At 61.1% G+C, this 23,853-nt stretch carries 22 protein-coding genes and 4 pseudogenes; 15 read left to right on the top strand and 11 right to left on the bottom strand.

Annotation, left to right across the window (positions count from 1 at the left end; all coding sequences use genetic code 11):
- Nucleotides 1–10: 10 nt before the first annotated feature.
- The 6 genes from ACI6S0_RS19170 to ACI6S0_RS19145 are packed head-to-tail and all read left to right on the top strand — an operon-like array spanning nt 11 to nt 5,502.
- Nucleotides 11–1,195 carry a polysaccharide biosynthesis/export family protein gene (locus ACI6S0_RS19170; protein WP_434403982.1) on the top strand — a complete coding sequence of 395 codons (1,185 nt, stop codon included), beginning with the start codon at nt 11–13 and terminating at the stop codon, nt 1,193–1,195.
- A gap of 31 nt (nt 1,196–1,226) precedes the next feature.
- A complete protein-coding gene (gene rfbC, locus ACI6S0_RS19165; RefSeq protein WP_434403981.1) occupies nt 1,227–1,793 on the top strand; it encodes a dTDP-4-dehydrorhamnose 3,5-epimerase in 567 nt (188 codons plus the stop codon).
- Nucleotides 1,794–1,796: 3 nt separating this feature from the next.
- Complete coding sequence (gene rfbB / locus ACI6S0_RS19160) at nt 1,797–2,864, top strand: dTDP-glucose 4,6-dehydratase (protein ID WP_434403980.1); 1,068 nt, start codon at nt 1,797–1,799, stop codon at nt 2,862–2,864.
- Nucleotides 2,861–3,748, top strand: a complete 888-nt coding sequence (rfbD, locus tag ACI6S0_RS19155; protein ID WP_434403979.1) for a dTDP-4-dehydrorhamnose reductase — start codon at nt 2,861–2,863, stop codon at nt 3,746–3,748. The genes rfbB and rfbD overlap by 4 nt, the downstream gene beginning before the upstream one ends.
- 22 nt (nt 3,749–3,770) lie before the next feature.
- Nucleotides 3,771–4,640 carry a glucose-1-phosphate thymidylyltransferase RfbA gene (rfbA, locus tag ACI6S0_RS19150; protein WP_434403978.1) on the top strand — a complete coding sequence of 290 codons (870 nt, stop codon included), beginning with the start codon at nt 3,771–3,773 and terminating at the stop codon, nt 4,638–4,640.
- Nucleotides 4,641–4,683: 43 nt separating this feature from the next.
- A complete protein-coding gene (locus ACI6S0_RS19145) occupies nt 4,684–5,502 on the top strand; it encodes a class I mannose-6-phosphate isomerase (protein WP_434403977.1) in 819 nt (272 codons plus the stop codon).
- Between the two features lie 334 nt (nt 5,503–5,836).
- Here the strand turns inward: ACI6S0_RS19145 and ACI6S0_RS19140 are convergent, their stop codons facing one another.
- The 4 genes from ACI6S0_RS19140 to ACI6S0_RS19125 all read right to left on the bottom strand — a co-directional run bounded on the left by ACI6S0_RS19140 (nt 5,837) and on the right by ACI6S0_RS19125 (nt 9,737).
- On the bottom strand, nt 5,837–7,330 hold the full coding sequence (locus ACI6S0_RS19140) for a phosphomannomutase (protein WP_434403976.1): 1,494 nt from the start codon (nt 7,328–7,330) through the stop codon (nt 5,837–5,839).
- A 46-nt stretch (nt 7,331–7,376) separates the two neighbouring features.
- Nucleotides 7,377–8,462: a mannose-1-phosphate guanylyltransferase/mannose-6-phosphate isomerase gene (locus ACI6S0_RS19135; RefSeq protein ID WP_434403975.1), complete on the bottom strand. Its 1,086-nt coding sequence runs from the start codon at nt 8,460–8,462 to the stop codon at nt 7,377–7,379.
- Between the two features lie 364 nt (nt 8,463–8,826).
- Entirely contained in the window at nt 8,827–9,306 is a 480-nt protein-coding gene (locus ACI6S0_RS19130) for an RES family NAD+ phosphorylase (protein WP_434403973.1), read from the bottom strand.
- Nucleotides 9,303–9,737: an antitoxin Xre/MbcA/ParS toxin-binding domain-containing protein gene (locus tag ACI6S0_RS19125; RefSeq protein ID WP_434403972.1), complete on the bottom strand. Its 435-nt coding sequence runs from the start codon at nt 9,735–9,737 to the stop codon at nt 9,303–9,305. Before ACI6S0_RS19125 ends, ACI6S0_RS19130 begins: the two co-directional genes overlap by 4 nt.
- Before the next feature lie 326 nt (nt 9,738–10,063).
- On the opposite strand from ACI6S0_RS19125, the gene ACI6S0_RS19120 reads away from it, so the two are divergent.
- Together ACI6S0_RS19120 and ACI6S0_RS19115 are read left to right on the top strand one after the other, a co-directional pair.
- Nucleotides 10,064–11,230 carry a nucleotide sugar dehydrogenase gene (locus tag ACI6S0_RS19120; protein ID WP_434403971.1) on the top strand — a complete coding sequence of 389 codons (1,167 nt, stop codon included), beginning with the start codon at nt 10,064–10,066 and terminating at the stop codon, nt 11,228–11,230.
- A 74-nt stretch (nt 11,231–11,304) separates the two neighbouring features.
- Nucleotides 11,305–12,060, top strand: coding sequence for a class I SAM-dependent methyltransferase (locus ACI6S0_RS19115; protein WP_434403970.1), 756 nt, complete (start codon nt 11,305–11,307; stop codon nt 12,058–12,060).
- A 6-nt stretch (nt 12,061–12,066) separates the two neighbouring features.
- Here ACI6S0_RS19115 and ACI6S0_RS19110 read toward each other — a convergent pair whose 3' ends face one another.
- Nucleotides 12,067–12,894: a phosphotransferase family protein gene (locus tag ACI6S0_RS19110; protein WP_434403969.1), complete on the bottom strand. Its 828-nt coding sequence runs from the start codon at nt 12,892–12,894 to the stop codon at nt 12,067–12,069.
- Nucleotides 12,895–12,925: 31 nt separating this feature from the next.
- Nucleotides 12,926–13,585, bottom strand: a complete 660-nt coding sequence (locus ACI6S0_RS19105; protein ID WP_434403968.1) for a cupin domain-containing protein — start codon at nt 13,583–13,585, stop codon at nt 12,926–12,928.
- Nucleotides 13,586–13,723: 138 nt separating this feature from the next.
- On the opposite strand from ACI6S0_RS19105, the pseudogene ACI6S0_RS19100 reads away from it, so the two are divergent.
- A pseudogene (locus ACI6S0_RS19100) lies at nt 13,724–14,008 on the top strand (tyrosine-type recombinase/integrase); the annotation flags it as partial.
- On the opposite strand, the gene ACI6S0_RS19095 reads toward ACI6S0_RS19100, so the two are convergent.
- Complete coding sequence (locus ACI6S0_RS19095; RefSeq protein ID WP_434405966.1) at nt 13,979–15,010, bottom strand: tyrosine-type recombinase/integrase; 1,032 nt, start codon at nt 15,008–15,010, stop codon at nt 13,979–13,981. The pseudogene ACI6S0_RS19100 and the gene ACI6S0_RS19095 sit on opposite strands and share 30 nt — an antisense overlap.
- Nucleotides 15,011–15,267: 257 nt before the next feature.
- Here ACI6S0_RS19095 and ACI6S0_RS19090 point away from each other — a divergent pair, with 257 nt between their 5' ends.
- Nucleotides 15,268–16,350 carry an IS5 family transposase gene (locus ACI6S0_RS19090; protein WP_434403967.1) on the top strand — a complete coding sequence of 361 codons (1,083 nt, stop codon included), beginning with the start codon at nt 15,268–15,270 and terminating at the stop codon, nt 16,348–16,350.
- 136 nt (nt 16,351–16,486) lie between these two features.
- Nucleotides 16,487–16,981: pseudogene (locus tag ACI6S0_RS19085) on the top strand (IS3 family transposase); the annotation flags it as partial.
- A 213-nt stretch (nt 16,982–17,194) separates the two neighbouring features.
- Here ACI6S0_RS19085 and ACI6S0_RS19080 read toward each other — a convergent pair.
- Nucleotides 17,195–18,488 (bottom strand): annotated as a pseudogene (locus ACI6S0_RS19080) (IS110 family transposase).
- 153 nt (nt 18,489–18,641) lie between these two features.
- Here ACI6S0_RS19080 and ACI6S0_RS19075 point away from each other — a divergent pair.
- Nucleotides 18,642–18,989 (top strand): annotated as a pseudogene (locus ACI6S0_RS19075) (integrase core domain-containing protein); the annotation flags it as partial.
- Between the two features lie 228 nt (nt 18,990–19,217).
- Here ACI6S0_RS19075 and ACI6S0_RS19070 read toward each other — a convergent pair.
- The 3 genes from ACI6S0_RS19070 to ACI6S0_RS19060 are packed head-to-tail and all read right to left on the bottom strand — an operon-like array spanning nt 19,218 to nt 22,291.
- Complete coding sequence (locus tag ACI6S0_RS19070; protein WP_434403966.1) at nt 19,218–20,174, bottom strand: phytanoyl-CoA dioxygenase family protein; 957 nt, start codon at nt 20,172–20,174, stop codon at nt 19,218–19,220.
- Between the two features lie 39 nt (nt 20,175–20,213).
- Nucleotides 20,214–20,975, bottom strand: a complete 762-nt coding sequence (locus tag ACI6S0_RS19065) for a DUF5672 family protein (RefSeq protein ID WP_434403965.1) — start codon at nt 20,973–20,975, stop codon at nt 20,214–20,216.
- Entirely contained in the window at nt 20,972–22,291 is a 1,320-nt protein-coding gene (locus ACI6S0_RS19060) for a glycosyltransferase family 2 protein (protein WP_434403964.1), read from the bottom strand. Before ACI6S0_RS19060 ends, ACI6S0_RS19065 begins: the two co-directional genes overlap by 4 nt.
- A 457-nt stretch (nt 22,292–22,748) precedes the next feature.
- Between ACI6S0_RS19060 and ACI6S0_RS19055 the strand changes: the two genes are divergently transcribed.
- From ACI6S0_RS19055 to ACI6S0_RS19045, 3 genes are read left to right on the top strand one after another with little or no spacing between them, the layout of a single operon-like run.
- Nucleotides 22,749–23,447 (top strand): AAA family ATPase, encoded by a 699-nt coding sequence (locus ACI6S0_RS19055; RefSeq protein ID WP_434403963.1) that lies wholly within the window; start codon nt 22,749–22,751, stop codon nt 23,445–23,447.
- A complete protein-coding gene (locus ACI6S0_RS19050) occupies nt 23,444–23,611 on the top strand; it encodes a hypothetical protein (RefSeq protein ID WP_434403961.1) in 168 nt (55 codons plus the stop codon). The genes ACI6S0_RS19055 and ACI6S0_RS19050 overlap by 4 nt, the downstream gene beginning before the upstream one ends.
- Complete coding sequence (locus tag ACI6S0_RS19045) at nt 23,608–23,820, top strand: hypothetical protein (protein ID WP_434403960.1); 213 nt, start codon at nt 23,608–23,610, stop codon at nt 23,818–23,820. The genes ACI6S0_RS19050 and ACI6S0_RS19045 overlap by 4 nt, the downstream gene beginning before the upstream one ends.
- The last annotated feature ends 33 nt before the right edge of the window (nt 23,821–23,853 follow it).

Here is a 23,853-nt window from a genome sequence, read left to right as displayed (position 1 = left end):
CTAAGGCGTTTTGCTGACACGCCGGCAGCCTTTCGAGACCATATCAATGCAAGTTAAAAATACCGTATATTTGATCCTGCTTGCGGGACTGGCGGGTTGCGCAACGCTTCCTTCCAGTGGTCCAACCGGCAAGCAGATTGAGAAAACCGCCGTTGAACCCGGGGATGGTTCGCCAATTCAGTTGGTCGAGATACGGACGGCAACCGATATACCGACAGCTATCAGCGATGGTTCGCCCCCCGCTCTTTTGCCTGCGACTACGCCCAGCCCCACCGACATGGTCGGTCCCGGCGATATATTGGACATCAGCATCTACGAAGCGGGCGTCACCCTGTTCGCCAGCAGCGCGAATGCAAGCCAATTGACGCAGATGACCAGCAATCCTGGCGTTCAGGTCCAGAAATTGCCGCCGACCCGGATCGACGATCAGGGCGAAATCGCCATCCCCTATGCCGGGACGCTGCACGTCGCCGGGTTGACGACGGGACAGGTCGAAACGAATATCCGCAATGCCCTGCGCCGCCTGTCGCAAAATCCCCAGGTGATCGTGACCCTGGGGGAAACGATCACCAATTCGATCATCGTCGGTGGCGAAGTGGCCAAGCCGGGCCGCCTCGTGCTGCATACCAATCGGGAAAGTCTGTCCGATGTGATTGCGCTTGCCGGCGGCTACCGGGGCAATTCGAAGGATCTGATGGCGCGCATCATGCGCGGGACATCCCATGTGGATGTCCGCATCAACGACATGGTGGAAAATCCGACGCTCGATGTGCGGATGCGTCCGGGCGATCGGTTGATGCTTGTGGATGATCCGCGGACCTATTCCATTCTTGGCGCATCGGGCCGGGTTGAGCAGGTGCCTTTCCGCCGCTCATCAGTTTCATTGGCTGAAGCCGTGGCGACCGCTGGCGGCACCAATCCCAATCTGGGCGATCCCGCGGCTATCTTCCTGTTCCGCTATGTTCGGGATGCGGAAGGCAAGGAAGTGCCGATGGTCTATCACCTCAACATGATGCAGACCGGCTCCTATTTCCTGGCCCAGAAATTCGTGATGCAGGACAAGGATGTCCTCTATTTCGGCAATGCGGCGGCCAACCAGCCCAGCAAGCTGGTCCAGCTCATCAGCCAGCTTTTCTCGCCGGTTCTGACCGTGACCAGCGCGGTGTCGGTGATCCAGAACAGCAACAACCGATAAAAACACCGGGTCGCACTTTTCAGGAGAAATTATGGAAGTCCAGACCTACGATATTGCCGGCGTGACGTTATTGACGCCCCGCCATATCGGCGACGAACGCGGCTATTTCGCGGAAACCTTCCGCGCCGATCTGTTTGCAAAGCATATCGATGACTACAGCTTCGTGCAGGATAATGAATCCCGCAGTGCAAAGGTCGGCACGATCCGTGGCCTGCATTTTCAGAGCGAACCCCATACGCAAGGGAAACTTGTGCGCTGCACCGCAGGCGCGCTGTTCGATGTCGCGGTCGACATCCGCGCCGGGTCGCCCACCTACGGCCAGTGGGTCGGCGAAACGCTCACCCCCGACAATGGCAAGCAGCTCTGGGTGCCACCGGGCTTCGCGCATGGCTTCTGCTCGCTCGAACCCGACACCGTCATCTGCTACAAGGTGACCGGCAGCTACTATAATGTCGATTGTGACAAGGGCCTCGCCTGGGATGATCCGGCGATCGGTATCCAGTGGCCCGACGTCGCCGACGCAGACACTCTTTCCGCCAAGGACCGCAAGCAGCCTCTTCTGGCCGAGCTTCCTGCCTATTTCAGCTGGAGCAAATAACCCATGCGCGTGATCGTTACCGGCGGTGCCGGCTTCATCGGCTCTGCCCTCGTCCGCTATCTGGTGCTGGAAAAGGGCTATGACGTCCTCACCATCGACGCGCTGACTTACGCCGGCTGCGAAGCTTCGCTTAGGCAAGTGGAGGGCAAGAACAACCACCAGTTCCTGCACGCCAATATCTGCGACCGTGCGGCGATGGATGCGGCGATCACCAGCTTCAAGCCCGACCGCATCATGCATCTGGCCGCCGAAAGCCATGTCGACCGCTCGATCACGGGTGCGGCTGATTTCATCCAGACCAATGTGGTCGGCAGCTTTACCCTGCTGGAGGCTGGCCGCGCCTACTGGAACGGGCTTGAAGGCGACGCCAAGGCCGCCTTCCGCTTCCTCCATGTCTCGACCGACGAAGTCTATGGCTCGCTGGGCGATGAAGGCCTGTTCGAGGAAAACACCCCCTATGACCCCTCCTCGCCCTATTCGGCGTCGAAGGCGGCGTCCGATCATCTCGCCAAGGCGTGGCAGCGCACTTATGGCCTGCCGGTGGTGGTGTCCAACTGCTCGAACAATTACGGGCCGTACCATTTCCCCGAAAAGCTCATTCCGCTGACGATCCTGAACGCGCTCGCGGGCCGCAAGCTGCCGGTCTACGGCAAGGGCGAAAATATCCGCGACTGGCTCTATGTCGACGATCATGCCCGCGCGCTGGACATCATCATCGAACGGGGGACCCCTGGCGAAACCTACAATGTCGGCGGTCGCAACGAGCGCAAGAATATCGACGTGGTGCTGCGCATCTGCGCGGTGCTGGACGCACTGGTCCCGACCGACAGCCCGCGTGCGAACTTGATCGAATATGTGACCGACCGCCCCGGCCATGATGCCCGCTATGCAATCGACGCGACCCGCCTTGAAAATGAACTGGGCTGGAAGGCGCAGGAAAATTTCGACAGCGGCATCGAAAAGACCGTGCGCTGGTATCTGGAAAACCAATGGTGGTGGCAGCCGCTGCGCGAACAATATGACGGCCAGCGCCTCGGTCTTGATAAAGCTGACGCCAAGATGCCTGCATGAAGATCGCTGTCACGGGAACGGCGGGGCAGGTCGTCACCAGCCTCATCGAACGGGGCACGGCCGCCGGGCATGAGGTGATTGCGATCGGTCGTCCCGATCTCGACCTGGCCGACCCGGCATCGGTCGTGCGTACGCTGTCGGCCGCTGGGCCAGGCGTGATCGTGTCCGCCGCTGCCTATACGGCGGTGGACAAGGCGGAAAGTGAAAGCGATCTGGCTTTTGCCGTCAACGGCGCGGGTCCGGGTGCGGTGGCGCAGGCGGCCAAGGCGCTGGGCGTGCCGCTCATCCACGTCTCGACCGACTATGTGTTCGACGGCACATTGGACCGCCCCTATGTGGAAAGCGACCCGACCGGCCCGACGGGCGTCTATGGCGCGTCGAAACTGGCGGGCGAACGGGCGGTGCTGGACGGTCACGACGATAGCGCCGTCCTGCGCGTGGCATGGGTCTACAGCCCGTTCGGCGGCAATTTCGTCAAGACTATGCTGCGCCTTGCGGGCGACCGCGACGAATTGGGCGTGGTGGGCGATCAGGTCGGCAACCCGACCAGCGCGCTCGCCATTGCAGACGGCATCATAAAGGTGGCTACCAATATGGTATCTGATAGTAGCCCTGCGCTACGCGGCATTTTCCACATGACGGCGCCAGGCGACGCCAGCTGGGCCGATTTCGCGCAGGCGATCTTCGCGGCGTCTGCTGCGCGTGGCGGCCCGACGGCGGCGGTGCGGCCGATCGGCACGGCCGATTATCCCACACCCGCAACCCGGCCCGCCAATTCGCGGCTCGACTGCGGCCTTATCGCCCGCACCCATGGCGTCACGCTGCCGGACTGGCGCACGTCGCTGGACGATGTGATGGATCGCCTGCAACCGGCGGCCAACTGATTATCTGAGGGACTATAAGAGCATGAAGGGTATCATTCTTGCCGGGGGCAGCGGCACGCGCCTCTATCCGATGACGCTGTCGACCTCGAAGCAGCTCATGCCGGTCTATGACAAGCCGATGATCTATTACCCGCTCAGCACGCTGATGCTGGCGGGCATTCGTGAAGTGCTCATCATCTCCACCCCGCGCGACCTGCCGGCGTTCCAGTCGCTGCTGGGCGACGGCTCTGCCTGGGGCATGACCATCGAATATGCCGAGCAGCCCAGCCCTGACGGCCTGGCGCAGGCCTATATCATCGGTGCGGATTTTGTCGGCAACGAACCCTCGGCGCTGATCCTGGGCGACAATATCTATCATGGCCATGGCCTGCCCGAAATCCTAGACAGCGCGTCGTCGCGGACCAGCGGTGCCAGCGTCTTCGCCTATCATGTCAACGATCCCGAACGCTATGGCGTGGTCAGCTTCGACGATCAGATGAAGGCGCTGACGATCGAAGAAAAGCCGGAAAAGCCGCAGTCGAACTGGGCGGTCACCGGCCTTTATTTCTATGACGCGCAGGTAGTGGATATCGCCGCGAACCTGAAGCCGTCGCCGCGCGGCGAACTGGAGATCACCGACGTCAATCGCGTTTATCTGGAACGCGGCGAACTCAACGTCGAAATCATGGGCCGCGGCTATGCCTGGCTTGACACCGGCACGCCCGACAGCCTGCTCGACGCCGCCGATTTCGTCCGCGTCCTCGAAAAGCGTCAGGGTTTCAAGATCGCCGCGCCCGAAGAAATCGCCTATCGTCAGGGCTTCATCGACGCGGCGGGCCTGGAAAAGGCGATCGGCAAGCTCGGCAAGTCGGATTATGGCCGCTATCTGCGCGCCCTGCTGACCGAAGGCTGATCCTGACTTGACCATGTGCCCCATGGCGACGGATAGTGACGGGATGCTGATGCAAAAGCTCACCCCCCATTATGTCGAAAAGCCATGGGGCCGGACCGACCTTCCGCCGATCTTTGCCGCTGCTGGTGCGGGGCGACAGATTGGCGAGGTCTGGTTTGAAAGCGGCGACGGTCGCGACCTGCCCTTGCTGGTCAAATATATCTTCACCAGCGACCGCTTGTCCATTCAGGTGCATCCCAACGATGCGCAGGCGGTGGCAATGGGGCTGCCGCGCGGGAAAGAGGAAATCTGGTATATCCTCGATTGCGAACCTGGCGCGACCTTGGGCATCGGCCTCACCGCCACCATGACCCCGGAGCAGTTCCGCGCCGCCGCGCAGGACGGGTCGCTGGAACAATGGATCGACTGGAAACCGGTGAAGCCGGGCGACTGCTATTTCATCCCGGCGGGCACAGTCCATGCGATCGGCGCAGGCATCACGCTGGCGGAAATCCAGCAGAATGTCGACGTCACCTATCGCCTCTATGATTATGGCCGCCCGCGCGAACTGCATCTGGACGATGGCGTCGCGGTCAGCCGCCTCACCCCCAATGACCGCGCCCTGAGCGAAGCGCCGCTCGGCAGCGAGGCCCGCTTGATCGGCGCCGACGAAGCCCCCTTCTCGCTCGACCTCGTCCAGTGGACGGAGAACCAAAACGTCACCGTCCCCGACGGCAAGCAACTCTGGTTCACGCCCTTGAGCGGCGCGGGCACGGTCAATGGTCTAGCATGGGAAAAGGGCGACTGTCTGCTGCTAGAGGGCGACTGCGCCTTTACCCTGACGGCAGGGCCGGTTTCCGCGCTCCTCGCCATCCCGCGCTGAAAGGCGGACGGCTACGCCATGGGTGGGGGGGACGGATAGCTTTGCAACCCGGAAATTGCATCGTCATCCCAGCGCATGCTGGGATCTCAGGCCATGACGCGCCAGACCGACTGGGATGATGAGTGATATCTGCAACCGATCAAATGCAGACAATCCGCATCATTTTTCACGCAAAAATATCAGTGACAAGTAACTGAATACAGAGGGAAATAGGACATTTCTCGTTCAAGCCGAACGCAATTATCAAAAAATGCAAGGCTTCTCAACATGTTACAGATGGTCAACAATAACCATCTGTCCAGCCCGCTCTCACTAACAGCATCCCCGCCCGCCATCAGGCCGGAACGCTGTAATCCCGCACCAGCGCCAGCGCCTGCCCATTGAGCGTCACTGCCCGCTCAACACTGTCGCTTTCGGTGTAGCAGCGCAGCTCCGGCGCATTGCCGCTCGGCCGCAGATGGATGATGTCGCCGCCTGCAAAATGGACGCGTAGCCCGTCGGTCCGGTCGATGCCGTCCGCCTCACCCGCCAGCGCCCCGAACATCGCCGTCAGCCGCGCCAGGATCGCATCCTCTTCCCCCTGCATCAGATGCGCGATCAGCGCCTGGCTCTGCGCCGTGGGATAATTCTGCAACCGCTCGCTGAACGTATAGCGTCCGGGCAATTGTACCTGAAGCGCCGACAGCGTGACACCGCGCCGCTTCGCATCGACCAGCACCGACAGGATCGGCAGCACCGCGTCCCGTGTTGGCAGCGCGCCCAATGTCCGTCCGTCCAGCACCACCGGCGTCGCCAGCAGAAAGCCGCCATTGGCCTCATAGCCGCACACGCTGCCCTGCCCCTCGCCCACCAGCGCGTTCATCGTCTCGATGACGAAGGGTGAGCCGATCCGCGTCCGCTCGACAGCGCTGAACAGGCCCGACAGTTCGACCGCGCTGTTGCAGCTGACCGGCGTCGCGATCGCCGTGATGCCCAGCGCCCGCGCGCACAAGATGCCCAGCACGTCGCCGCGCATCCATGTACCGCTTTCGTCGGCCAGCAGCGGGCGGTCACTGTCCCCGTCGGTGGACAGGATCGCGTCCAGCTTGAGGTCTGCCGCCCATTGCCGCGCCAGCGCCTGATCCTCTGGCCGGACCGCCTCGGTATCCACCGGGATGAAGCGATCGGCGCGGCCCAGCGACACCGCCGTGCCGCCCAGCGCCGTGACCAGCGCGACCAATATGTCGCGCCCCACCGCCGAATGTTCGTAGACGCCCAGCGTCATGCCGCGCAGCGCGTCTGCGCCAAAGGCATCGACATAGCGCGCGATATAGGACGCGGCGACATCCACCACCGGCTGCGCGGGCGCTGTGTCCCTCAACATGCCTTCATCGTCGAACAGGTCGGGCAAGGCCACATGCTGCGCCCGGATCGCCATTTCGTCGGGCTTCAGCACTTCGCCGTCGGTGCGGTTGAACTTGATGCCGTTGCGGTCGTCGGGGATATGGCTGCCCGTCACCATTAGCGACGGGATGCCCTGTGCAAAGCCATGGGCGGCCACGGCAGGTGACGGCACGAACCCGCAATCATCGACCGTTCCGCCCCTATGCCGCACCGCCGCGGCGCAGGCTGCCATGATGCGCGGGCTGGACGGGCGCAGGTCACCCGCGATGGCGACAGACGTGCCCGGCGCGAACTGCCCAATATCGGCCATATGTTGCAGGAAGGCGGCGGTATAGGCGAAGCAGACCCGATCCGTCATGGCGCTGACCAGCCCCCGCGCGCCACTGGTCCCGAACGCCACGCCCGATTGCGCCATCAGATCGGCGATTGAAATATTCTGCGTCATGTCTGTCCTCACGCCCCGCCCGTCCGCGTGGCCATGCAACGGAAATTCAGTTTGCCGATGTCGCCGCTGCGATCGCCTTGATCGCATCGGTCACCTTGCGCACTTTCTGGGATTCCCCACGTTTCAGGATCATGACATCGCCCTGCGACACGACGACGATCAGGTCGTCAACATCGACCAGGGTGACGCGGGGCCCGTCGCTATGAACCAGGCAATTGCGCGCGCCCAGCAAGAGGGCGTCGCCCCGCACGGCATTATCGTCGGTGCAACGGGTGCTGACCGTATGGAGTGAATCCCAGCTGCCCACGTCCGACCATCCCATGCTCACCGGCACGCAGGCGACCTGCTTTTCACGTTCCATGATGGCATAATCGACTGAATCCGACGGGCAGGCATGGAAAGCCATGGCATCGGGGAAGATATGCGCGCCATCCCGCTTCGCCTGCGCCATCGCCGTGCGAACGGCGTCCAGCATATCGGGCTGATGCATGTCCATCGCGGCGAGATAGGCGTCGGCGCGGAACAGGAAGATGCCCGCATTCCAGGCATGGCCCCCCTCGGCTATCATGCGCTCCGCATTGGCAACATCGGGCTTTTCCACGAAGCGCACAACTTCGCGCACACCCTCGCCGCAAAGATCGCCCATCTGGATATAGCCATAGCCGATTTCCGGGCCATCAGGCGTGATGCCGAACGTCACCAGCCATCTCTTGGCAACCAGAGGCAGGGCACGAGCAATGGCTTCATGAAAGGCAGGCAGGTCGGCGATGACATGGTCGCTCGGCATGACGAGCATCGCATCATCGCTCTGCGCTTCCAGCGCGGCGAGCGCTATGGCAGGTGCAGTGTTGCGGCCGATCGGCTCCAGGATGACGCTATAGTCTTCGATCCCGATCTGGTGCAGCTGTTCGTCGATAATGTCCGCGTGGGCGGCATTGGACACCAGGATCGGGCGACCAATGGACGCGGCAGCAAAGCCCTGCGTCCGCACTGCGGTCAGCTGAAGCATGGTTTCGTCGGCCGTCAGGGGCAGCAGCTGCTTGGGACGTTCAGGTCTGGAAACGGGCCAAAGGCGTGTGCCCGATCCACCGGACAGGATGACGGGGACGATATTCATGGGATCGCTGGACATATCTCGCCTGAATTAAGTAACCAATTTGCCTTTTTGCGGTGCGACCCCGCAATTGCTTCCGGCTTCATGGGCATAAAGCGAAAGCTTGCCAAGTCATTAAAAACGACATGGGGCAGCTCTGTTACAGGATGGTGCGATGCCTTGCGCTATCGGGATCATTCATCAGCCACATCATTATATCGCAAGGGGTTGGCTCGTCGCACCCATATCCGCCCTACCCAGCTGGTTCGTCATGACAGGTTTATTCCTACGGCCCCGAACCTGCTTTCGCGCGGGGTGGGCCAGGCTTATGGTCGAAAACAGCCTCAGACGATTGTCGGCAGCACAGGCAAATATGCGCTCATGCTATGAACATCCGGGTCTATCACCCGTAAAGTCGATCATCCCACCACACCGGCTCCGGCAGGTGATGGGCGATCCCGGCGGCGTCGGGGTGCAGCGGGTTGATCAGGATATTGCGCTCCACCCGCGCCACCATGGACGGCACGATCAATATGGCGCTGCGCCGCTGCATGAACCATGTCTGCCCGAACGCCTTGCACAGCCCCTCATCCTTTCCGTCCCATCCCGGATGGGCGGCGGTCTGGAATATTTCATAGCTGATGCCGTTGGGGATGGTGATGCGGATATGATGCTGGTTGGGTGGCAGTACGCTGCCTGCATGGACCAGCTTTTCCAGCAGCGCCGTCGAATAATGTTCCGGCGTATAGATGATGGGGCTGGCGGGCGTATTCCACCGCCCCGGATACAGCCGTGCCCCTTCGCTGTCATAGATGGGATGGACGCCGTCAGGGTCGCCGATGCGATAGGCCGTCAGAACCCGGTCGGTCCGCCCGCCCGTCACACGCCCCCGCCATAGGCGGCACGGCCGATCAGGTTGATGACCAGATCCGCGCCCGGACTGGTCGCCAAAGCGACGTCCAGCGGCGCCTTCCCGTCCAGCATCGGATGCGGGCGGCCTAGAAATTCGCGGGCGCGCTCCGGCTCCTTGTAGATGTCGAGTGCAAAGCTGGACACCTTGGCCAGACGGGCCAGACGGTCGCCCTCCTCGCTCGTCAGCCGCTTGGTGGCGAATTTGCGGCGACGTTCCAGCGTTGCCTTGGGGATCAGGCGGAACTTGAAGCGGGCGTCACCGGGCGCAACGCTGTCGGCCAGATGGTCTAGCGCCGCGACCGGCAACCCGCTTTCGATGGACGAAGGCAGTGCCAGACGCGACGCATGGACGCCAGCCTTCACGCCCAGCAAAGCCTCTACAGATTGAAATTGGGTTGCCATGACCTTCCTGCCTCAATTGAGGCAAATATAAGTTCCACATGAGATTTGTAAGGGTCGATTTCTTTTTTTGTCTCGCTCTCCCTATGCCAATGTCCTCGATAATCTGCCCCAGCTTCAGTTCACCCCGATCAGCATCGAATTTATAAGGGCGGTCACGTTGGAAAATGATATAATTTCGATGAAAGCGGAGAAAGCGTCTGGGACCGTGCGATGAACGGTTGTAAGTCGATCGCATCCGTCGCAGTGATGCCTGGGGGCCGATCCGGGACGCCGATATGCTGTCCCGGTGCGGTGATGATTTCGCGTGATGCGGGGAATGGCGAACAATGAAGATCGCGGTTTTCGGCCTCGGCTATGTCGGGCTTTCCAACGCCGTGCTGCTGGCGCAGCATCATGAAGTCGTCGCGGTCGACATCATGGCGGCACGGGTCGATATGCTCAATGCGCGCAAGTCGCCGATCGTCGATGCAGAACTGGAAAACTTCTTCGCCACCCGTCCGCTGAACCTTACCGCCACGCTCGATGCAGGACAGGCGCTGGCCGATGCCGATTATGTGATCGTCGCGACGCCCACCAATTATGATGTCGGCACCAACAAGTTCGATACATCATCGGTCGAAGCTGTGATCCATACGGCCAAGGCAGCCAATCCCGTCGCGACCATCGTCGTCAAATCGACCTTGCCGGTCGGCTTCGTGGAGGATGTGCGCCAACGGCTCGCCACCGATCAGGTTATTTTCAGTCCGGAATTCCTGCGCGAAGGGAGAGCGCTTCAGGACAATCTCCACCCCTCGCGCATCATCGTTGGCGAACGGTCGGAACGGGCGCGCATCTTTGCCGACCTGCTGTTGCAGGGCGCGGTGAAGAAGGATGTGGAAATCCTGTTCACCGACCCCAGCGAGGCGGAGGCGATCAAGCTGTTCGCCAACACCTATCTCGCCATGCGGGTCGCCTTCTTCAACGAACTGGACAGCTATGCCATCACCCATGGCATGGACTCGCGCCAGATCATCACGGGCGTCGGCCTCGATCCGCGCATCGGGTCGCATTATAATAATCCCAGCTTCGGCTATGGCGGCTATTGCCTGCCCAAGGATACCAAGCAGCTGCTGGCCAATTATTCCGAAGTGCCGCAAAACCTCATCCGCGCGATCGTGGACGCCAACCATACGCGCAAGGATTTCCTGGCCGACCAGATCATCGCGAAGCATCCGAAGAAGGTCGGCGTCTTCCGTCTGGTGATGAAGGCGGGGTCGGACAATTTCCGCCAGTCGTCCATTCAGGGCATCATGAAGCGGATCAAGGCCAAGGGCATCGAAGTCGTGATCTACGAACCCGCGATGCAGGAAGAGGCGTTTTTCGGGTCGCGGGTGGTGCGTGATCTGACGACCTTTAAGCAGGAATGTGACGTCATCATCGCCAACCGCATGACGACGGACATAGAAGATGTGGCAGACAAGGTCTTCACGCGCGATCTTTTCGGATCGGATTGACAACGATCCTTGTTGCGACTGTGCTTTCTTGCCATCATGGTAAAATTGCAAAGCAATATAAAACGGAGACTTTGATGATCAGGCTTCCCCGCGTCCTCCGTCGGAAGCGTTCGGCGTCGAAGGACCGTCAAAGCCATTCCGTCCGCGATTATCGGGCGCTCGTCCGTGCCAAGCTGAAATCCCTGCCGGATGACCCGGCGCTTGCCCTGGCGCAGGCGATCGGCGCGCCGACCATGGCTGATTTCATGTCGATCGGCGACGGCCATGTCGCGGTGCTCCGCCACCATGGCTTGACCGACGGCATGACTGTCTATGATCTGGGCTGTGGGTGCGGCCGCACGGCGCAGGCGCTCGTCCGCCATGGGTGGCAGGGCAATTATACCGGCGCGGATGTCGTGCAGGAACTGATCGATGAACTGGCCCGCCAATGTCCGGGCTATGACGTTCTGCTCAACGTCACACCCGCGATCGTTGCGCCCGACGCCTCGCTCGACATGGTCTTTCACTGGTCGGTCTTCACCCATCTTTATCCGGGCGAATCCTATCTCTACACCGCCGATGCCTTTCGCGCGCTCAGGCCCGGCGGCAAGATGATCTTTTCCTTCCTTGAAATGGAGGAGCCAGCGCATGACCGGGTATGGAACGCCAATCTGGATCATCTGCGGACGGGGCACCCCGCCGAACATCTGGACGCCTTCCTGCATCGCGACTGGATCCGTCGCTTCGCCCGCGACGCGGGTTTTGCAGAGCCACGCTTTACCGGCGGGCTGAATGACACCCACCACCCCGCCTTCTGGCAAAGCCTGGCCGTGCTGGAAAAGCCGGCCTGATCCCGATCAACGAATGACGGGCAACCCGGCCTGTTTCAGCGCCCCGTTCAGATAGCGCATGAACGCCGGCGTCCGCCCGGCATCCCGCGCACGCAGCCAGGCCAGTGCTACGACGGGCCGCCAGGCTTCGATGTCGCTGGCGCTGACGCCCGACGCCGCCGCATGGCTTTTGCGCAGCCGCCGCGCGGCCCAGTCGCGCCACAGGTTCGTCACCCAGTCGGACGGCCCGATGCCAAAGCGCATCAGCATTTCGGAACGCACCGCATCGGCCGCCGGATGCCCCGCCGCCGCCTTCGACCAGTCGATCACCATCATCCCCTGCGGCGTCATCATGACATTGCCCAGATGATAATCGCCATGGGTCAGCGCATGCCCGTCCGGCAACGTCTCCAGATAGGCGATGACCGCGCGTTGCAGCGCGTCGGGCGCCGGGCCATAGGCTATGTCCGTCGCCAGCACCTGCTTGAGCGATCGCAGCGTCCCGCCCCCTGCCCTGCCCTCATCTGCCCGGTGCATCGCGGCATGGATTTCGCCCATCCGGTCCAGCGCCCATCCCGCCCGCATCGGATTGCGGCGGATCCAGTCCATCAGCGTCGCGCCTTCAAGCCGGGGGTAGATGATGCCCCGCCGCCCGTCCCAGCTCTGCCGACCGATCGCCGCCGCCGTCGGCACGCCGCACAGACCTGCATGGACAGACGCATCGGCCTCGCGCGCGATCATCTCGTCCGACACGCTGTCGCGAAACAGCTTGAGCGCCCGCCCGTCGCCGATGTCGAACAATTCCGCGCTCGCGCCTCTGGCGATGAAGGGATAGGGGGCCGTCCGCTCGTTCATCCGGGCCTGTTATCAGACGCAGCGACCATGGTCATGCCCGCGCATAGCGATCCTCATAACGAATGATGTCATCTTCCCCGACATAGGGACCGGTCTGCACCTCGATGAAGACCATGGGGATGCGGCCGGGATTTTCGATCCGGTGCTGCGCGCCGACCGGGATGTAGATGGACTGGTTTTCGGTCAGCACCGACATGTCCCCGTCCAGCGTGACGCGCGCCGTACCCTCCACGATGATCCAGTGTTCGGACCGGTGGAAATGGCTTTGCAGGCTGAGCGATGCGCCTGGCAGCACGGTGATGCGCTTGACCTGGAACCGTCCGCCGATCAGCAGGCTTTCGTGCCAGCCCCAGGGGTGATGATCCTTGGGGAAGGTTTCTGCCTGCACCGCGCCTTTGCGTTGCAGCGCCTCGACCACTTTCTTGACGTCCTGCGTGCGCGATTTATCGGCGATCAGCACGGCGTCGTTCATCGCCACCGCGACGATATTGTTAAGGCCAAGGCCGACAATCTCCAGCCCTTCGCTCTCGGACCGGAGCAGCGCGTTGCGGCAATCGATCGCCGTCGCCGCGCCCGACAGCGACACGCCATCTTCATCAGGATGCATATGGCTCCATACAGCATCCCAGTCGCCAAGGTTGGACCATCCCGCATCATAGGGAACGACCGACAGATTGTCGGCACGCTCCATGATGGCGACGTCGATGGCGACATTGTCCGCTTTGCTCCACGGATTGGCCGCCAGACGCAGGAATCCCTCGCAATCCTCTCTTCCATCAGGGAGGTCACCAGCGCCGGGAAGTTTGTGTTTCCCGGTTTCCAGTAACTGAAGCGACCGATGTCCGAAAATGCGCTGAACGGCGCGCTTCGACGGTTGGGCTATTCCGGCGATGAAATGACCAGCCATGGCTTTCGCGCTATGGCGAGCACCTTGCTCAATGAGATGGGCAAATGGCATCCAGATGCGATCGAAAGACAATTAGCACATGCGGAAGCTGACGCCGTGCGGCGGGCCTACGCTCGCGGAGAATACTGGGAGGAGCGCGTCGTGATGATGCAAGCATGGTCCGATTATCTGGACGAGCTAGCCGATAGGTCGGGCACGGTAACCTAATACGCCAAAGTATACGGCACGCCGACACGGCAAGATTTGGCCGATGCGGCCCGCGCGCAGGAGATGATGGCGACCGGCAATTATCTGTGGAACGCAGGCATTTTCCTGTTCGCGGTCAGGGATATCATCGCCGCGTTCGAACGGCACGCCCCGGCCATGTTGGACAGCGTGCGCATGGCCGTCGAACAGGCGGAGGCCGATCTGGGCTTGCCGCGAGAGCGGAACGCGATGCGGACGCCGCATCTTCATCTTTTCCGCCGGGATCGACCACAATGCCTTTTCGAAATCGATCTCAGACCATTCAGCATGGCGCAATTCGCCGGGACGTACAAAGACATGTGGAGCGAGGCGCAAGGCCGCCGTTGTCACAGCATGACCGTCGAAGCCATCGATTGCGCGCAATAGCGGTCCCACCTGCTGGCTGCTGGTGATTGCGGCCAGATGCTTCACCTTCGGGGTCGTCAGGGCATCGCGGAGATTGGCCGAGAGATCGTGCTCGGCTCTCCCGGTGGCGATCGCGTAACGAAAGACCCTCCCGCATACGCTCCGTAACCGTCTGGCAGTTTCATGTCGGCCCCGTCCTTCGACCTGTCGCAGCACTGCCAGCACTTCCATGCTGGTGATCTCTCCGATCTTGCGGTCGCCCAGGCTTGGATACGCAAATTCGAGAAGCCATTTAATCTTGCCGATTGTAATGTCGCCAAGTCCTTCCCGTTCTCGCTTGGCGAGCCACTCTTCGGCGACGGTACGGAAGCCGGTGGTAGCCTCGAAAGCTTCCTGTGCTTCAATCTCCTTTCGCATCGCACAGGGGTCGGATCCTGCTGTAAGGAGCTTGCGGGCTTCCTCTCTTTTCTCTCGTGCCTCCGCCAAGGTGATTAATGGGAAGACGCCCATTGCCATGGTCTTGGCCTTACCACCAAAGCGATAGTTCATGCGCCAGTAGCGACCGCCTTGAGGTGTCACCAACAGGTGGAGGCCATGTCCGTCAGAGAGCTGGCGGATTCGAAGAACCGTCGGATTATGTCCTGATGGACGCAGGAGGAGGCCTCGGCGGGCGGGCAAGGCCGATCGCTGGGTCCGGTTTTCGTGTCATGCAGACGCAGTTTGCGAGGCGCTGGAAATTATAGGCCAGATTGACCATGCCGATCTTGATCCCGGCGCGAACGATGCCGATGGGAGAAAGCTGGACACCTCGAAAAACCGGTGGCGTCTGACGGCTTGAGGTGATTCACTGCCGGTACGCGACAGCGGAGGCAGAGATGGCAGTACAGCCGGGTTTCTTTGATCTTTCGGACCGATACGAGGTGCTGAGCGCGGCGGGCGATCCCCTGGAACGGTTGTCGGCCGTGGTGGACTTCGAGCTATTCCGGGGACCGCTGGTGGCCGCGCTGCGACGCGGCCCTCGTAACAAGGGCGGACGACCGCCGTTCGATCCAGTGCTGATGTTCAAGATCCTGGTTCTACAGGCGTTGTATTCGCTGTCCGACGAAGCGACCGAGTTCCAGATCAAGGACCGGCTATCGTTCCAGCGTTTCCTGGGCGTGGGGCTGGAAGGCACCGTGCCCGATGCCACCACGGTTTGGCTGTTCCGCGAACGGCTTGTGAAGGCCAAGGCGATCGACCGGCTATTCGCGCGCTTCGATGCCGCGCTCAAGGACCGGGGATATCTGGCCATGGGCGGTCAGATCATTGATGCCACCGTCGTGCCCGCGCCCAAGCAGCGCAACACCCAGGAGGAGAAAACGGCGATCAAGGAAGGCCGCATCCCCAAGGACTGGACGCCGGCCAGGGTTCGGCAGAAAGACCGCGATGCGCGCTGGTCGATCAAATATACCAAGGCCAAGGCCCAGGAAGGCGCCGATCCCAGGGCGACAAAACCGGTCGATCTGGCCATTCCGATGTTCGGCTATAAAAATCATATCGGCATAGATCGGACTCACGGCCTGATCCGCACCTGGGATGCGAGCGCCGCCAATGCCCATGATGGGGCGCGACTGCCCGATCTGATCAGCAAGGAGAACACCGCCTCGGGCGTTTGGGCCGATACCGCCTATCGATCGAAGAAGAACGAGGCATTCCTCGCGAGGGGCATGTTCACCAGCAATATCCACCAGAAGCGCTTGCCTAGGCGGCCGCTGCCTGAACGGATAGCCAGAGCCAATGCAAGGCGCTCAAAGGTACGCGCCGCCGTTGAGCATGTCTTTGCCGGACAGAAACACCGCATAAGCCTCGTCATCCGTACCATCGGCATCGCTCGTGCCAGGATCAAGATCGGCATGGCCAACCTGGTCTATAACTTCCAGCGCCTTGCATGGCTCGAGGGCAGAACTACGCCTGCATGACATGGAATTGGCGTCCCGAACTCGGCCGATACCGCGATCACGCCGCCAATGCAGCCGAAACGCCGCCTTTCATCAGCGCCGCGTGCCCCTTCCTACGCCATCAGACCAAAATCACCCGGTTATTCGAGGTGTCCAGATTGAGGAGGAGAACGGCAAGCTCAAGCGATTGCTGGCCGACAGCATGCTCGACAATGTGATCCTGAAGGATCTGTTGGGAAAAGTCTGACGACACCAGGTTTGCGGCGAGACACGGTGCTCAAGGTGCTGGGGCTATCGCCGGATCGGCATCATGCCGGAACGCCAGGGGATGATCATGAACCACAAGAAGCTCTACCGGCTGTATCGGGAGGACGGATTGTCGGTTCGCCGCCGTCGTGGGCGCAAACGGGCGCGTGGCAGCCGCACACCGATGCCCGTGCCGCTGGTTCCGGGCGCGCGCTGGTCGACGGACTTTGTCTCCGACACGTTCGGTGCCTCGCGCAAGTTCAGGATCTTGGCCATCAATGATGATTGCTGCCGGGAGAATCTGTGTCTGGTGGGTGATACCAGCATCTCGAGCGCCTGGGTGGTGCGCGAACTCGACATGCTGGTGCGCCTCCATGGCAAACCGGCCTGCATTGTCAGCGACAACGTCCTGGGTCACGAAGGAAAGCGAGATTTGGTCAACAGATCTCTATGCGCCGGCATTGAGCGGCGAGGCATGCATTCTGAGCCAGATGGCTTCCACCGTCAACGGGATCGCTCCCTGCCATAGCAAACACAGGATCCAGCGGCGCCGAAGCGGCCGTGGTCCTCACCGTCCTTAGAACGAGATACGCACCCAGGTGGAAGGCCCGAACATTATCTACAGGGTCGCTTTCGCGCCCTCACGGCACTTGCAGAGAGGGGTCCTTCCACCTGGCATCCGACCGTTCAAGGAACGGTCGGTACTCTGTCCCCGTCTTGATGACGGCATGGGCAACGCGCGCCATCTTGGCGGTGAGCGCCGTCATCGCCTTGCGGCGACGATCGGCATCATCCGCGTGCCCGGCAGTGTATCGTCCGAGCTTGTCGCGGAAACTGTTGTTGCGCTGACGTGCGGCGACCTGGGCAGCCATCCAAAAGGTCCGCCGCAATCGCGCATTACCGTACTTGGACAGCATCGTGCGGCCTCGGAATGTACCGGACTGCCGGGTCGCAAGATCAAGACCGCAGAACTTCAGGAACTGACGGTGATGGCTGAAGCGGCGTAGATCGCCTGCCTCGGCGAGAATGGTCAACGCATTGATGGGCCCAATGCCGGGGATCATGCGCAGAAGCTGATAATCGCGGTTTTCGGCCAGCATGGCATGCGCCGTTCGCTCGATCTCGTCGCGCTGCCGGATCAGGTTGCGTGCTTGGGCGATCACCATGCGGAACATAGCGATCGAGACGGAATCCTCGTCGACAGGTAGCGCCACGGAGGCGCAGGCGGTCTCGTAGATATCGTTGATCAGCCGGGCTTTGGACACTTTGCGGCCGACCAAGTCCCATGCTTCGCGGGAGAAAGTCTCCTGGCCGAGCACAGTCATGCTGGCTGGAGTCGGGAATCGTTCGAGCAGAGCAAGGAACCAGTCGGATCGGCTGTTGCCAGCGAAGCGTTCAATCTCCGGGAAATAGAGCGGCAGGTAGTGGGTCAGGATGCGATGCCATGTCTGCGTCTTAGCCTTGGAGATCGCCTCGTGCGTTTTCGACATCTCCTGCAGGTCGTTGATCCCGGCGGCGAGCGGATCGACGTATCGCTGGGTGGCGCCAATCCGCAGCATGTGCAGGATCACTTGCGCATCCTTGGAATCGTTCTTGTCCCAGCCATTGTGCAGAGCCTCGCGCGTTCGAGCCAAGGCAACGGACGAGATCAAGCGCAACTCGAAGCCGGCGGACAGCAGGCGATGCGCCAGCGTGCGATGGTAGTTACCAGTAGCCTCGAAGCCGACGATGATCGGACGCCCGATGTCGCTAAGATCCGTGGCCAGGCGATCATAATCTGCCTTTGTCGCCATCACCGTCATGCGACGTCGGGGTCCGCCTTCTGGACGTTCGATCAGGACCTCCTGGCGGTGTTTGGACATATCGATGGCTACCAGCACGGCGTCGGTGGGATTAGAGCTACGCTTGGTCATGGTCGGTCTGTCTCCAAAGGGTTGAGTCGACAACTTCACTTTAGAGACCTGCGGGCCGATCATGACCGCCTTGATGAAGCCTGCGGGCGCTACGCGCCCTTGCCTTCATCAAGGCAGTGCGCCCCTTCGAGGGGCCGCTTCCCAATGTGCTATGGCACCGAATTCACCAGTCGGGCGATCCTGGAATGGGCGGGCAAGAACCGGGTCGAATGGCATTACATCGATCCCGGCAAGCCTCAGCAGAACGGGTTCATCGAGTCCTTCAACGGCTCGCTGCGCGATGAGCTGCTCAATGAGGAACTGTTCGACAGCCTGGCCGATGCCCGCCGGAAGCTGGCGATCTGCCGCTACGACTACAACAATGTCCGGCCCCACTCATCTTTGGGAAACCGGACGCCTGCACAAACGCGTCGAGCCTTCGTGCAGGACGAGACCATCATGCCCGACGCGCTTGTGCAGGCGTCCGGGCCGTCATATTCAACCCCAAGACTCTCGTTATGACCGAGGGACTGCCGGGGGGCAGGTCAGGCTGAATGAGTCCGAGAAGGACGTCCTGCTGATGCAACGGCAGGATATGATCGACGTCTGGTTTCGCTGATATCTGATTTGGCGACCTGGAATAACCGTCGGATTATGTCCTGATATACGCAGGAGGCGGCCATGTGCCAAATTCTTCAGTTCGTATTAATATGAACCAAACTGATCCATAACACTATAATATAATTATTTTTACTTAAATGTTTTTTTCAAAATACGAAAAATTTTCCTTTTCACTCCTGATTTTTTTATATTTTCTTTAGATTCCACATTTACTTCTTCTCCTAAATATTTATTTTTTTTTTCTTCTCCATCATGAATAGAGGAAATGTTCCGCAAGTCCAGCTTGCCGACCGCTTCGTCCGAGAAGGCCGGGGTGTAATAGATGCAGTCGTCGAAATAATAATGGGTCACCTGCGACCAGCGGGTGAGAGTGGGGTCATTCTGGCGACTGCCGCCGTGCAGCAGATTGGCACACCATATGAGCGCTTGCCCCTTTCGCGGCAAAAAACATTCTTCCCGCGCACCGTGCACTTCGCGCAAGGCTTGCCATGCAGAGCCATAAGGGTCCTGCGCGGATGCAAGGTCGCTGCCATAGCCGCGGCGGCCGATCAGCGCGTTGGTCATGATCGGCCATTTATGAGAGCCTGGATAGTAGAAGAGCGGCCCCGCATCCGGCCCGATATCCTCCATCGCCAGCCATACGCCGCACATGAACCTTTCAGGCAGGCTGGAAAAATGGACAGAATCCGAATGGGCATCCTGTTGCGTGCCGACCGGGAAATTCAGCGTCTGGAAGGGAAAGGCCCGGCGACCGTAAAGTTTGCTCAGCAGATCGAGTACCGTCTGATTGGCAGCGATGGCGCGAACATCTTCATCAAATTGCCAGGCGTCCTGCACGCGACGCTGACCGTTCGTCTTGTCGCTGTGCGGATCGGCGAAATCGATGCCATATCGTGGCCCCAGATGCTGCTGGATGCGCCCTATGCGGCCGTCCAGGTCGACGTCGGGGAAATCGAAAACGGCATAGCCTTTTTCGTGCAGATCATAGGCAATCCGCTCCTCCTCTGCGCTTAGCCCCCATTCCACCTTCAGCGCCGGGAATAGCGGGGATTCGATTAGGGGCAGGCCGGGAAAGATGTTGGTCAAGCGCGTCGGTCCCTTTCAGGGCTTGAAGAGGTGGTGGCGTTACCGCCTGAACTGGTCCAGCATCAGGCGCAGGGCGCGTATCCAGCCTCCCCGTCCCCGCCCAATCTGTTTCAATATCGAAGCAAAGTCATGCCGGATCGTGCCGCGATCGTCCAGTTCGCGATAAAGGTTCCAGAATGGCTCCACACCCAGAGCCTGCGGCATCAGCCAGGCGCCATGATAGCCAAAACTGGTTTTGACATCCCCTGCCCGCTCAGCCGCAAACCGGTCTGCCAGTGCGCGGGATGCAAAACGCATGCCCTGCGCCTCCAGCCAGTTGCGGTTGATACGGGCGATCGCAACGTCTTCGGGATGGGATGGCTGGAAAGCGGAATCCCGGCATAATCGCATCAGCCGACGGCTGCGCAGGGAAAAGCCGCCATTGCCGACATCATGGCCATCTGTAAATTGCGGCCAGCTGGCGCCGACATAATCATGGTCGAGAAATTCAGCCTGCCAGCGCGAGGCGTCAAGCACATGGCCGTCCCATTGTGTAATCAGACAATGGGATGTGTCGATATGATCGGCCAGCTGGGTCAGGATGAAGTCCGAATAGGCCCGCGAAGAGGTGATGGGCGCGATCGGTACGACGGTGATACCGGGATGATCGACCTGGACCGGACTGTCAGTCAAAAGCAGCGCGGCCGCGACATCAACCTGTGCCAGGCTGGTTTCCAGCGCCTGGACGGTCGCCGCGACATTGACCGAACTGACCGCGCACAAAGTGACCTGTGGCAGGGGAAGGCGGGACGTAATGTTCATAACGCCACCGAGAACTGTTCGCTGGCACGGCTGAGTTGCGGATGATGGTAAGGGTCGTAGATTTCGTCGGTCTTCCAGAGACGTTTGAGCGCGGCCAGTTCGCTCGCAAAACGCGCAGCCCCCACCGGATCACGATCCAGCCCACGCGACACCGATTCATGATGGATAAGGGTCGCACGGGGTTCGTAAAGCGATTGCCAGCCCCGCTGGTTGAGACGCAGGCAGAAATCGACATCATTGAAGGCGACGGCGAAATCCTGTTCGTTAAGGCCGCCCACCGCCATGAACTTGTCGCGTTCCACCACCAGACAGGCGGCGGTCACCGCCATGGTGAACTGCGGCAGGTTGTGGCGGTGGAAATAGCCTTCCTCATCGGGCGACAGGAACCGATGGGCATGGCATGCCGCATTGCCGACGCCGATCACCACGCCGGCATGCTGGATGCGGCCGTCTGGATAGAGCAGCCGCGCGCCCACCGCGCCGACTTCGGGGCGCAGGGCCTGCGTCGCCAATATGGCGAGCCAGTGCGGGTCGGTCATTTCGATATCGTTGTTGAGCAGGCAGAGCAGCCTGCCCTGCGCCTGCGCCGCCGCGCGGTTGTTGATCGCCGAATAGTTGAACGTGCCGCTATGGCGCAGCACGCGGTGCCGGACGGGATCGAGCGCGGCGAGATAGGCCAGCGTTTCAGGATCGTCGCTGTCATTGTCGACCACGATGACGTCGACCTGCGGATAATGGGCCGCCGCGACGCCATCGAGACAGGTGCGCAGCAGGTCCACCCGGTTGCGGGTCGGCACGATGACCGACAACGGCGGGAGGTCGAGGGCAATGGCGATCGGGCGGGCGGGAAGGCGCGGCGACGGGCGATGACGGCGATGGTGCAGCATCTCGCCCAGATGAAGCGGCGTGTCCTGCCCCTGCTCCACGATGGTCGCGACCAGCCCTGCGGCCCAGTCGGCCCCGTCATCTGCGCTGTCGTCGGCAACGGCCTCCAGATCGGCGCGCGTCGCATGGACGATGCAGGCGCCAGTCAGATAATCCTGATGCCGGAACAGTTCGCCGTTCCAGTCGGGCTTGAAATAGGGCCTGGCGCGACGACGGCCGATCAGCAGGTCGTCGTCGGCATAGATGATGCGCGCCGCAGTGCTGGCCATGGCAGCGCGATAGGCGTCTGCCGCACCGGGAGCGATCCTGTCGCCGGGACGGACCGGCATCAGCCAGGGTTTGGCGGTCCAGTCGATGCGGGCAATGGCGGCGGCAAGCGTGGGTGTTTCCGGGCTGCCAATCGCCAGCGGCGCCAGACCTTCCATCATCATGTTTTGCTGCGTGAGCGCCAAGAATTTTGGATCAGTGCCACCGTGGAGGTCGATAAGTGCGATGATCGGGCAAGCAGCGTCAGGCTCGCTGTACGACCGTTCCTCTTGTTCCTGTCGCAATACCCAAAGAGTATAGGCACGCGGCGACTGGCTGAGCAGCGGTGCAAACTGTCCGCGGGCACGCACGCGCTTGCGCTTGATCCACCATTTCGTCGCGGTCAAATAGGCGCGGGGTTCTGCACGGAAAGCATCGAAATGGACAGACGCCATTAGCCATATGTCGGCGATCCGCTTGAAATGATGAACTATCGACGACGATCGCATGGGCCTTTTGCGAATAACGGCTTTACCTCGGATCGCAAAGGAAATCCTTGGTAATCGTTATGAAAAGATACCTATAGGATACCAGATAGCTATCGGATCGCCTTATGCTATCGGATAGCTATACGACTAGCTTATGCCTACCATCGCTTTCATCAGTCCCAAGGGGGGCGTCGGGAGAACCACCGCTGCCCTGCTTTTGGCGTCGCAGCTGGCGCGCGGCGCCAAAGTGTCCATGATCGACGCCGATCCCAATCATCCCATCGCCGCGTGGGGGCGCGATGCGCAGTTGCCCGAAAATCTGTCGATCGTCGCCGATGTCGACGAGGATAATATTCTGGACCGGATCGAGGAAGCGTCTGCGCAGACCCCCTTCGTCATCGTCGATCTGGAAGGGATGGCGGCCAAGATCGTGCTGCTGGCGGTGAGCCAGGCCGATCTGGTGGTGATTCCGATGCAGGGGGCGCAGCTGGACGCGGAACAGGCGAGCCGGGCGATCTGCGTGCTGAAACAACATGAGAAGATGACCGGCACAGCGGTGCCCTATGGCGTGCTGCTGTCGCGGACCAGCCCGATCATCCGCACCCGCACCATGGGGCATATTCAGGACGGGCTGGTCGGGGCGGGCGTGCCGATGTTCACGACGCAGCTGCACGAGCGCGAGGCGTTTCGCGCGATCTTTTCCTTCCGTCAGACGCTGGAGGAACTGGACCCGAAGGATGTGTCCAATCTGGACAAGGCGATCGCCAATGCCGAACAGTTTGCGGTGGAAGTGATCGAGCAGCTGCGCGCCAACCGGAAAAGCGCGGCCAAGGCGGACGAGGTGACAGGATGAGCAGGGCCAATCCCTTCGGCGATCTCGACGATTTCGGATCGGACAATGGGGCCAAGCCCGTGCCCGCCGACGCGATCGAGAAAATCGCGCAGAGCAGCGGCTTCCCAAGCCGCAAGGCAGGCACTGCGGCCACAGGTGAGGCAGCGAGAGAGAGAGACAGGTGAAGCGACGTCGCCCCCCTGCTCCCTCCCCCGTCGCGCCGCCCGTCCGCCAGCCACGCCGCCATGTGACCGGGCGCAACCGGCAGATCAACATCAAGGCGACCGAGGAGACGATCAGCGAACTCTATCGCATAGCCGACGCCATGAACCTGCCGCTGGGCGCGGTGCTGGAACAGGCGCTGGCGGCGCTGGACCACCAGCGCGGGGAATAAGTTAACGGTTAGCTATCGAGTATCTTATTGGTA

It is taken from the genome of Sphingobium sp. DN12, from assembly GCF_051058005.1.
Lineage (GTDB): Bacteria > Pseudomonadota > Alphaproteobacteria > Sphingomonadales > Sphingomonadaceae > Sphingobium > Sphingobium yanoikuyae.
This window is presented reverse-complemented; position numbering and strand designations above follow the sequence as displayed.

Coding starts and splice junctions, on each gene's coding strand:
- rfbC (WP_434403981.1), top strand. CDS start 1,227: ATGGAAGTCCAGACCTACGATATTGCCGGCGTGACGTTATTGACGCCC.
- rfbB (WP_434403980.1), top strand. CDS start 1,797: ATGCGCGTGATCGTTACCGGCGGTGCCGGCTTCATCGGCTCTGCCCTC.
- rfbD (WP_434403979.1), top strand. CDS start 2,861: ATGAAGATCGCTGTCACGGGAACGGCGGGGCAGGTCGTCACCAGCCTC.
- rfbA (WP_434403978.1), top strand. CDS start 3,771: ATGAAGGGTATCATTCTTGCCGGGGGCAGCGGCACGCGCCTCTATCCG.
- ACI6S0_RS19145 (WP_434403977.1), top strand. CDS start 4,684: ATGCTGATGCAAAAGCTCACCCCCCATTATGTCGAAAAGCCATGGGGC.
- ACI6S0_RS19140 (WP_434403976.1), bottom strand. CDS start 7,330: ATGACGCAGAATATTTCAATCGCCGATCTGATGGCGCAATCGGGCGTG.
- ACI6S0_RS19135 (WP_434403975.1), bottom strand. CDS start 8,462: ATGTCCAGCGATCCCATGAATATCGTCCCCGTCATCCTGTCCGGTGGA.
- ACI6S0_RS19125 (WP_434403972.1), bottom strand. CDS start 9,737: ATGGCAACCCAATTTCAATCTGTAGAGGCTTTGCTGGGCGTGAAGGCT.
- ACI6S0_RS19120 (WP_434403971.1), top strand. CDS start 10,064: ATGAAGATCGCGGTTTTCGGCCTCGGCTATGTCGGGCTTTCCAACGCC.
- ACI6S0_RS19115 (WP_434403970.1), top strand. CDS start 11,305: ATGATCAGGCTTCCCCGCGTCCTCCGTCGGAAGCGTTCGGCGTCGAAG.
- ACI6S0_RS19110 (WP_434403969.1), bottom strand. CDS start 12,894: ATGAACGAGCGGACGGCCCCCTATCCCTTCATCGCCAGAGGCGCGAGC.
- ACI6S0_RS19105 (WP_434403968.1), bottom strand. CDS start 13,585: ATGGAGCGTGCCGACAATCTGTCGGTCGTTCCCTATGATGCGGGATGG.
- ACI6S0_RS19090 (WP_434403967.1), top strand. CDS start 15,268: ATGGCAGTACAGCCGGGTTTCTTTGATCTTTCGGACCGATACGAGGTG.
- ACI6S0_RS19065 (WP_434403965.1), bottom strand. CDS start 20,975: ATGAACATTACGTCCCGCCTTCCCCTGCCACAGGTCACTTTGTGCGCG.
- ACI6S0_RS19060 (WP_434403964.1), bottom strand. CDS start 22,291: ATGATGATGGAAGGTCTGGCGCCGCTGGCGATTGGCAGCCCGGAAACA.
- ACI6S0_RS19055 (WP_434403963.1), top strand. CDS start 22,749: ATGCCTACCATCGCTTTCATCAGTCCCAAGGGGGGCGTCGGGAGAACC.
- ACI6S0_RS19050 (WP_434403961.1), top strand. CDS start 23,444: ATGAGCAGGGCCAATCCCTTCGGCGATCTCGACGATTTCGGATCGGAC.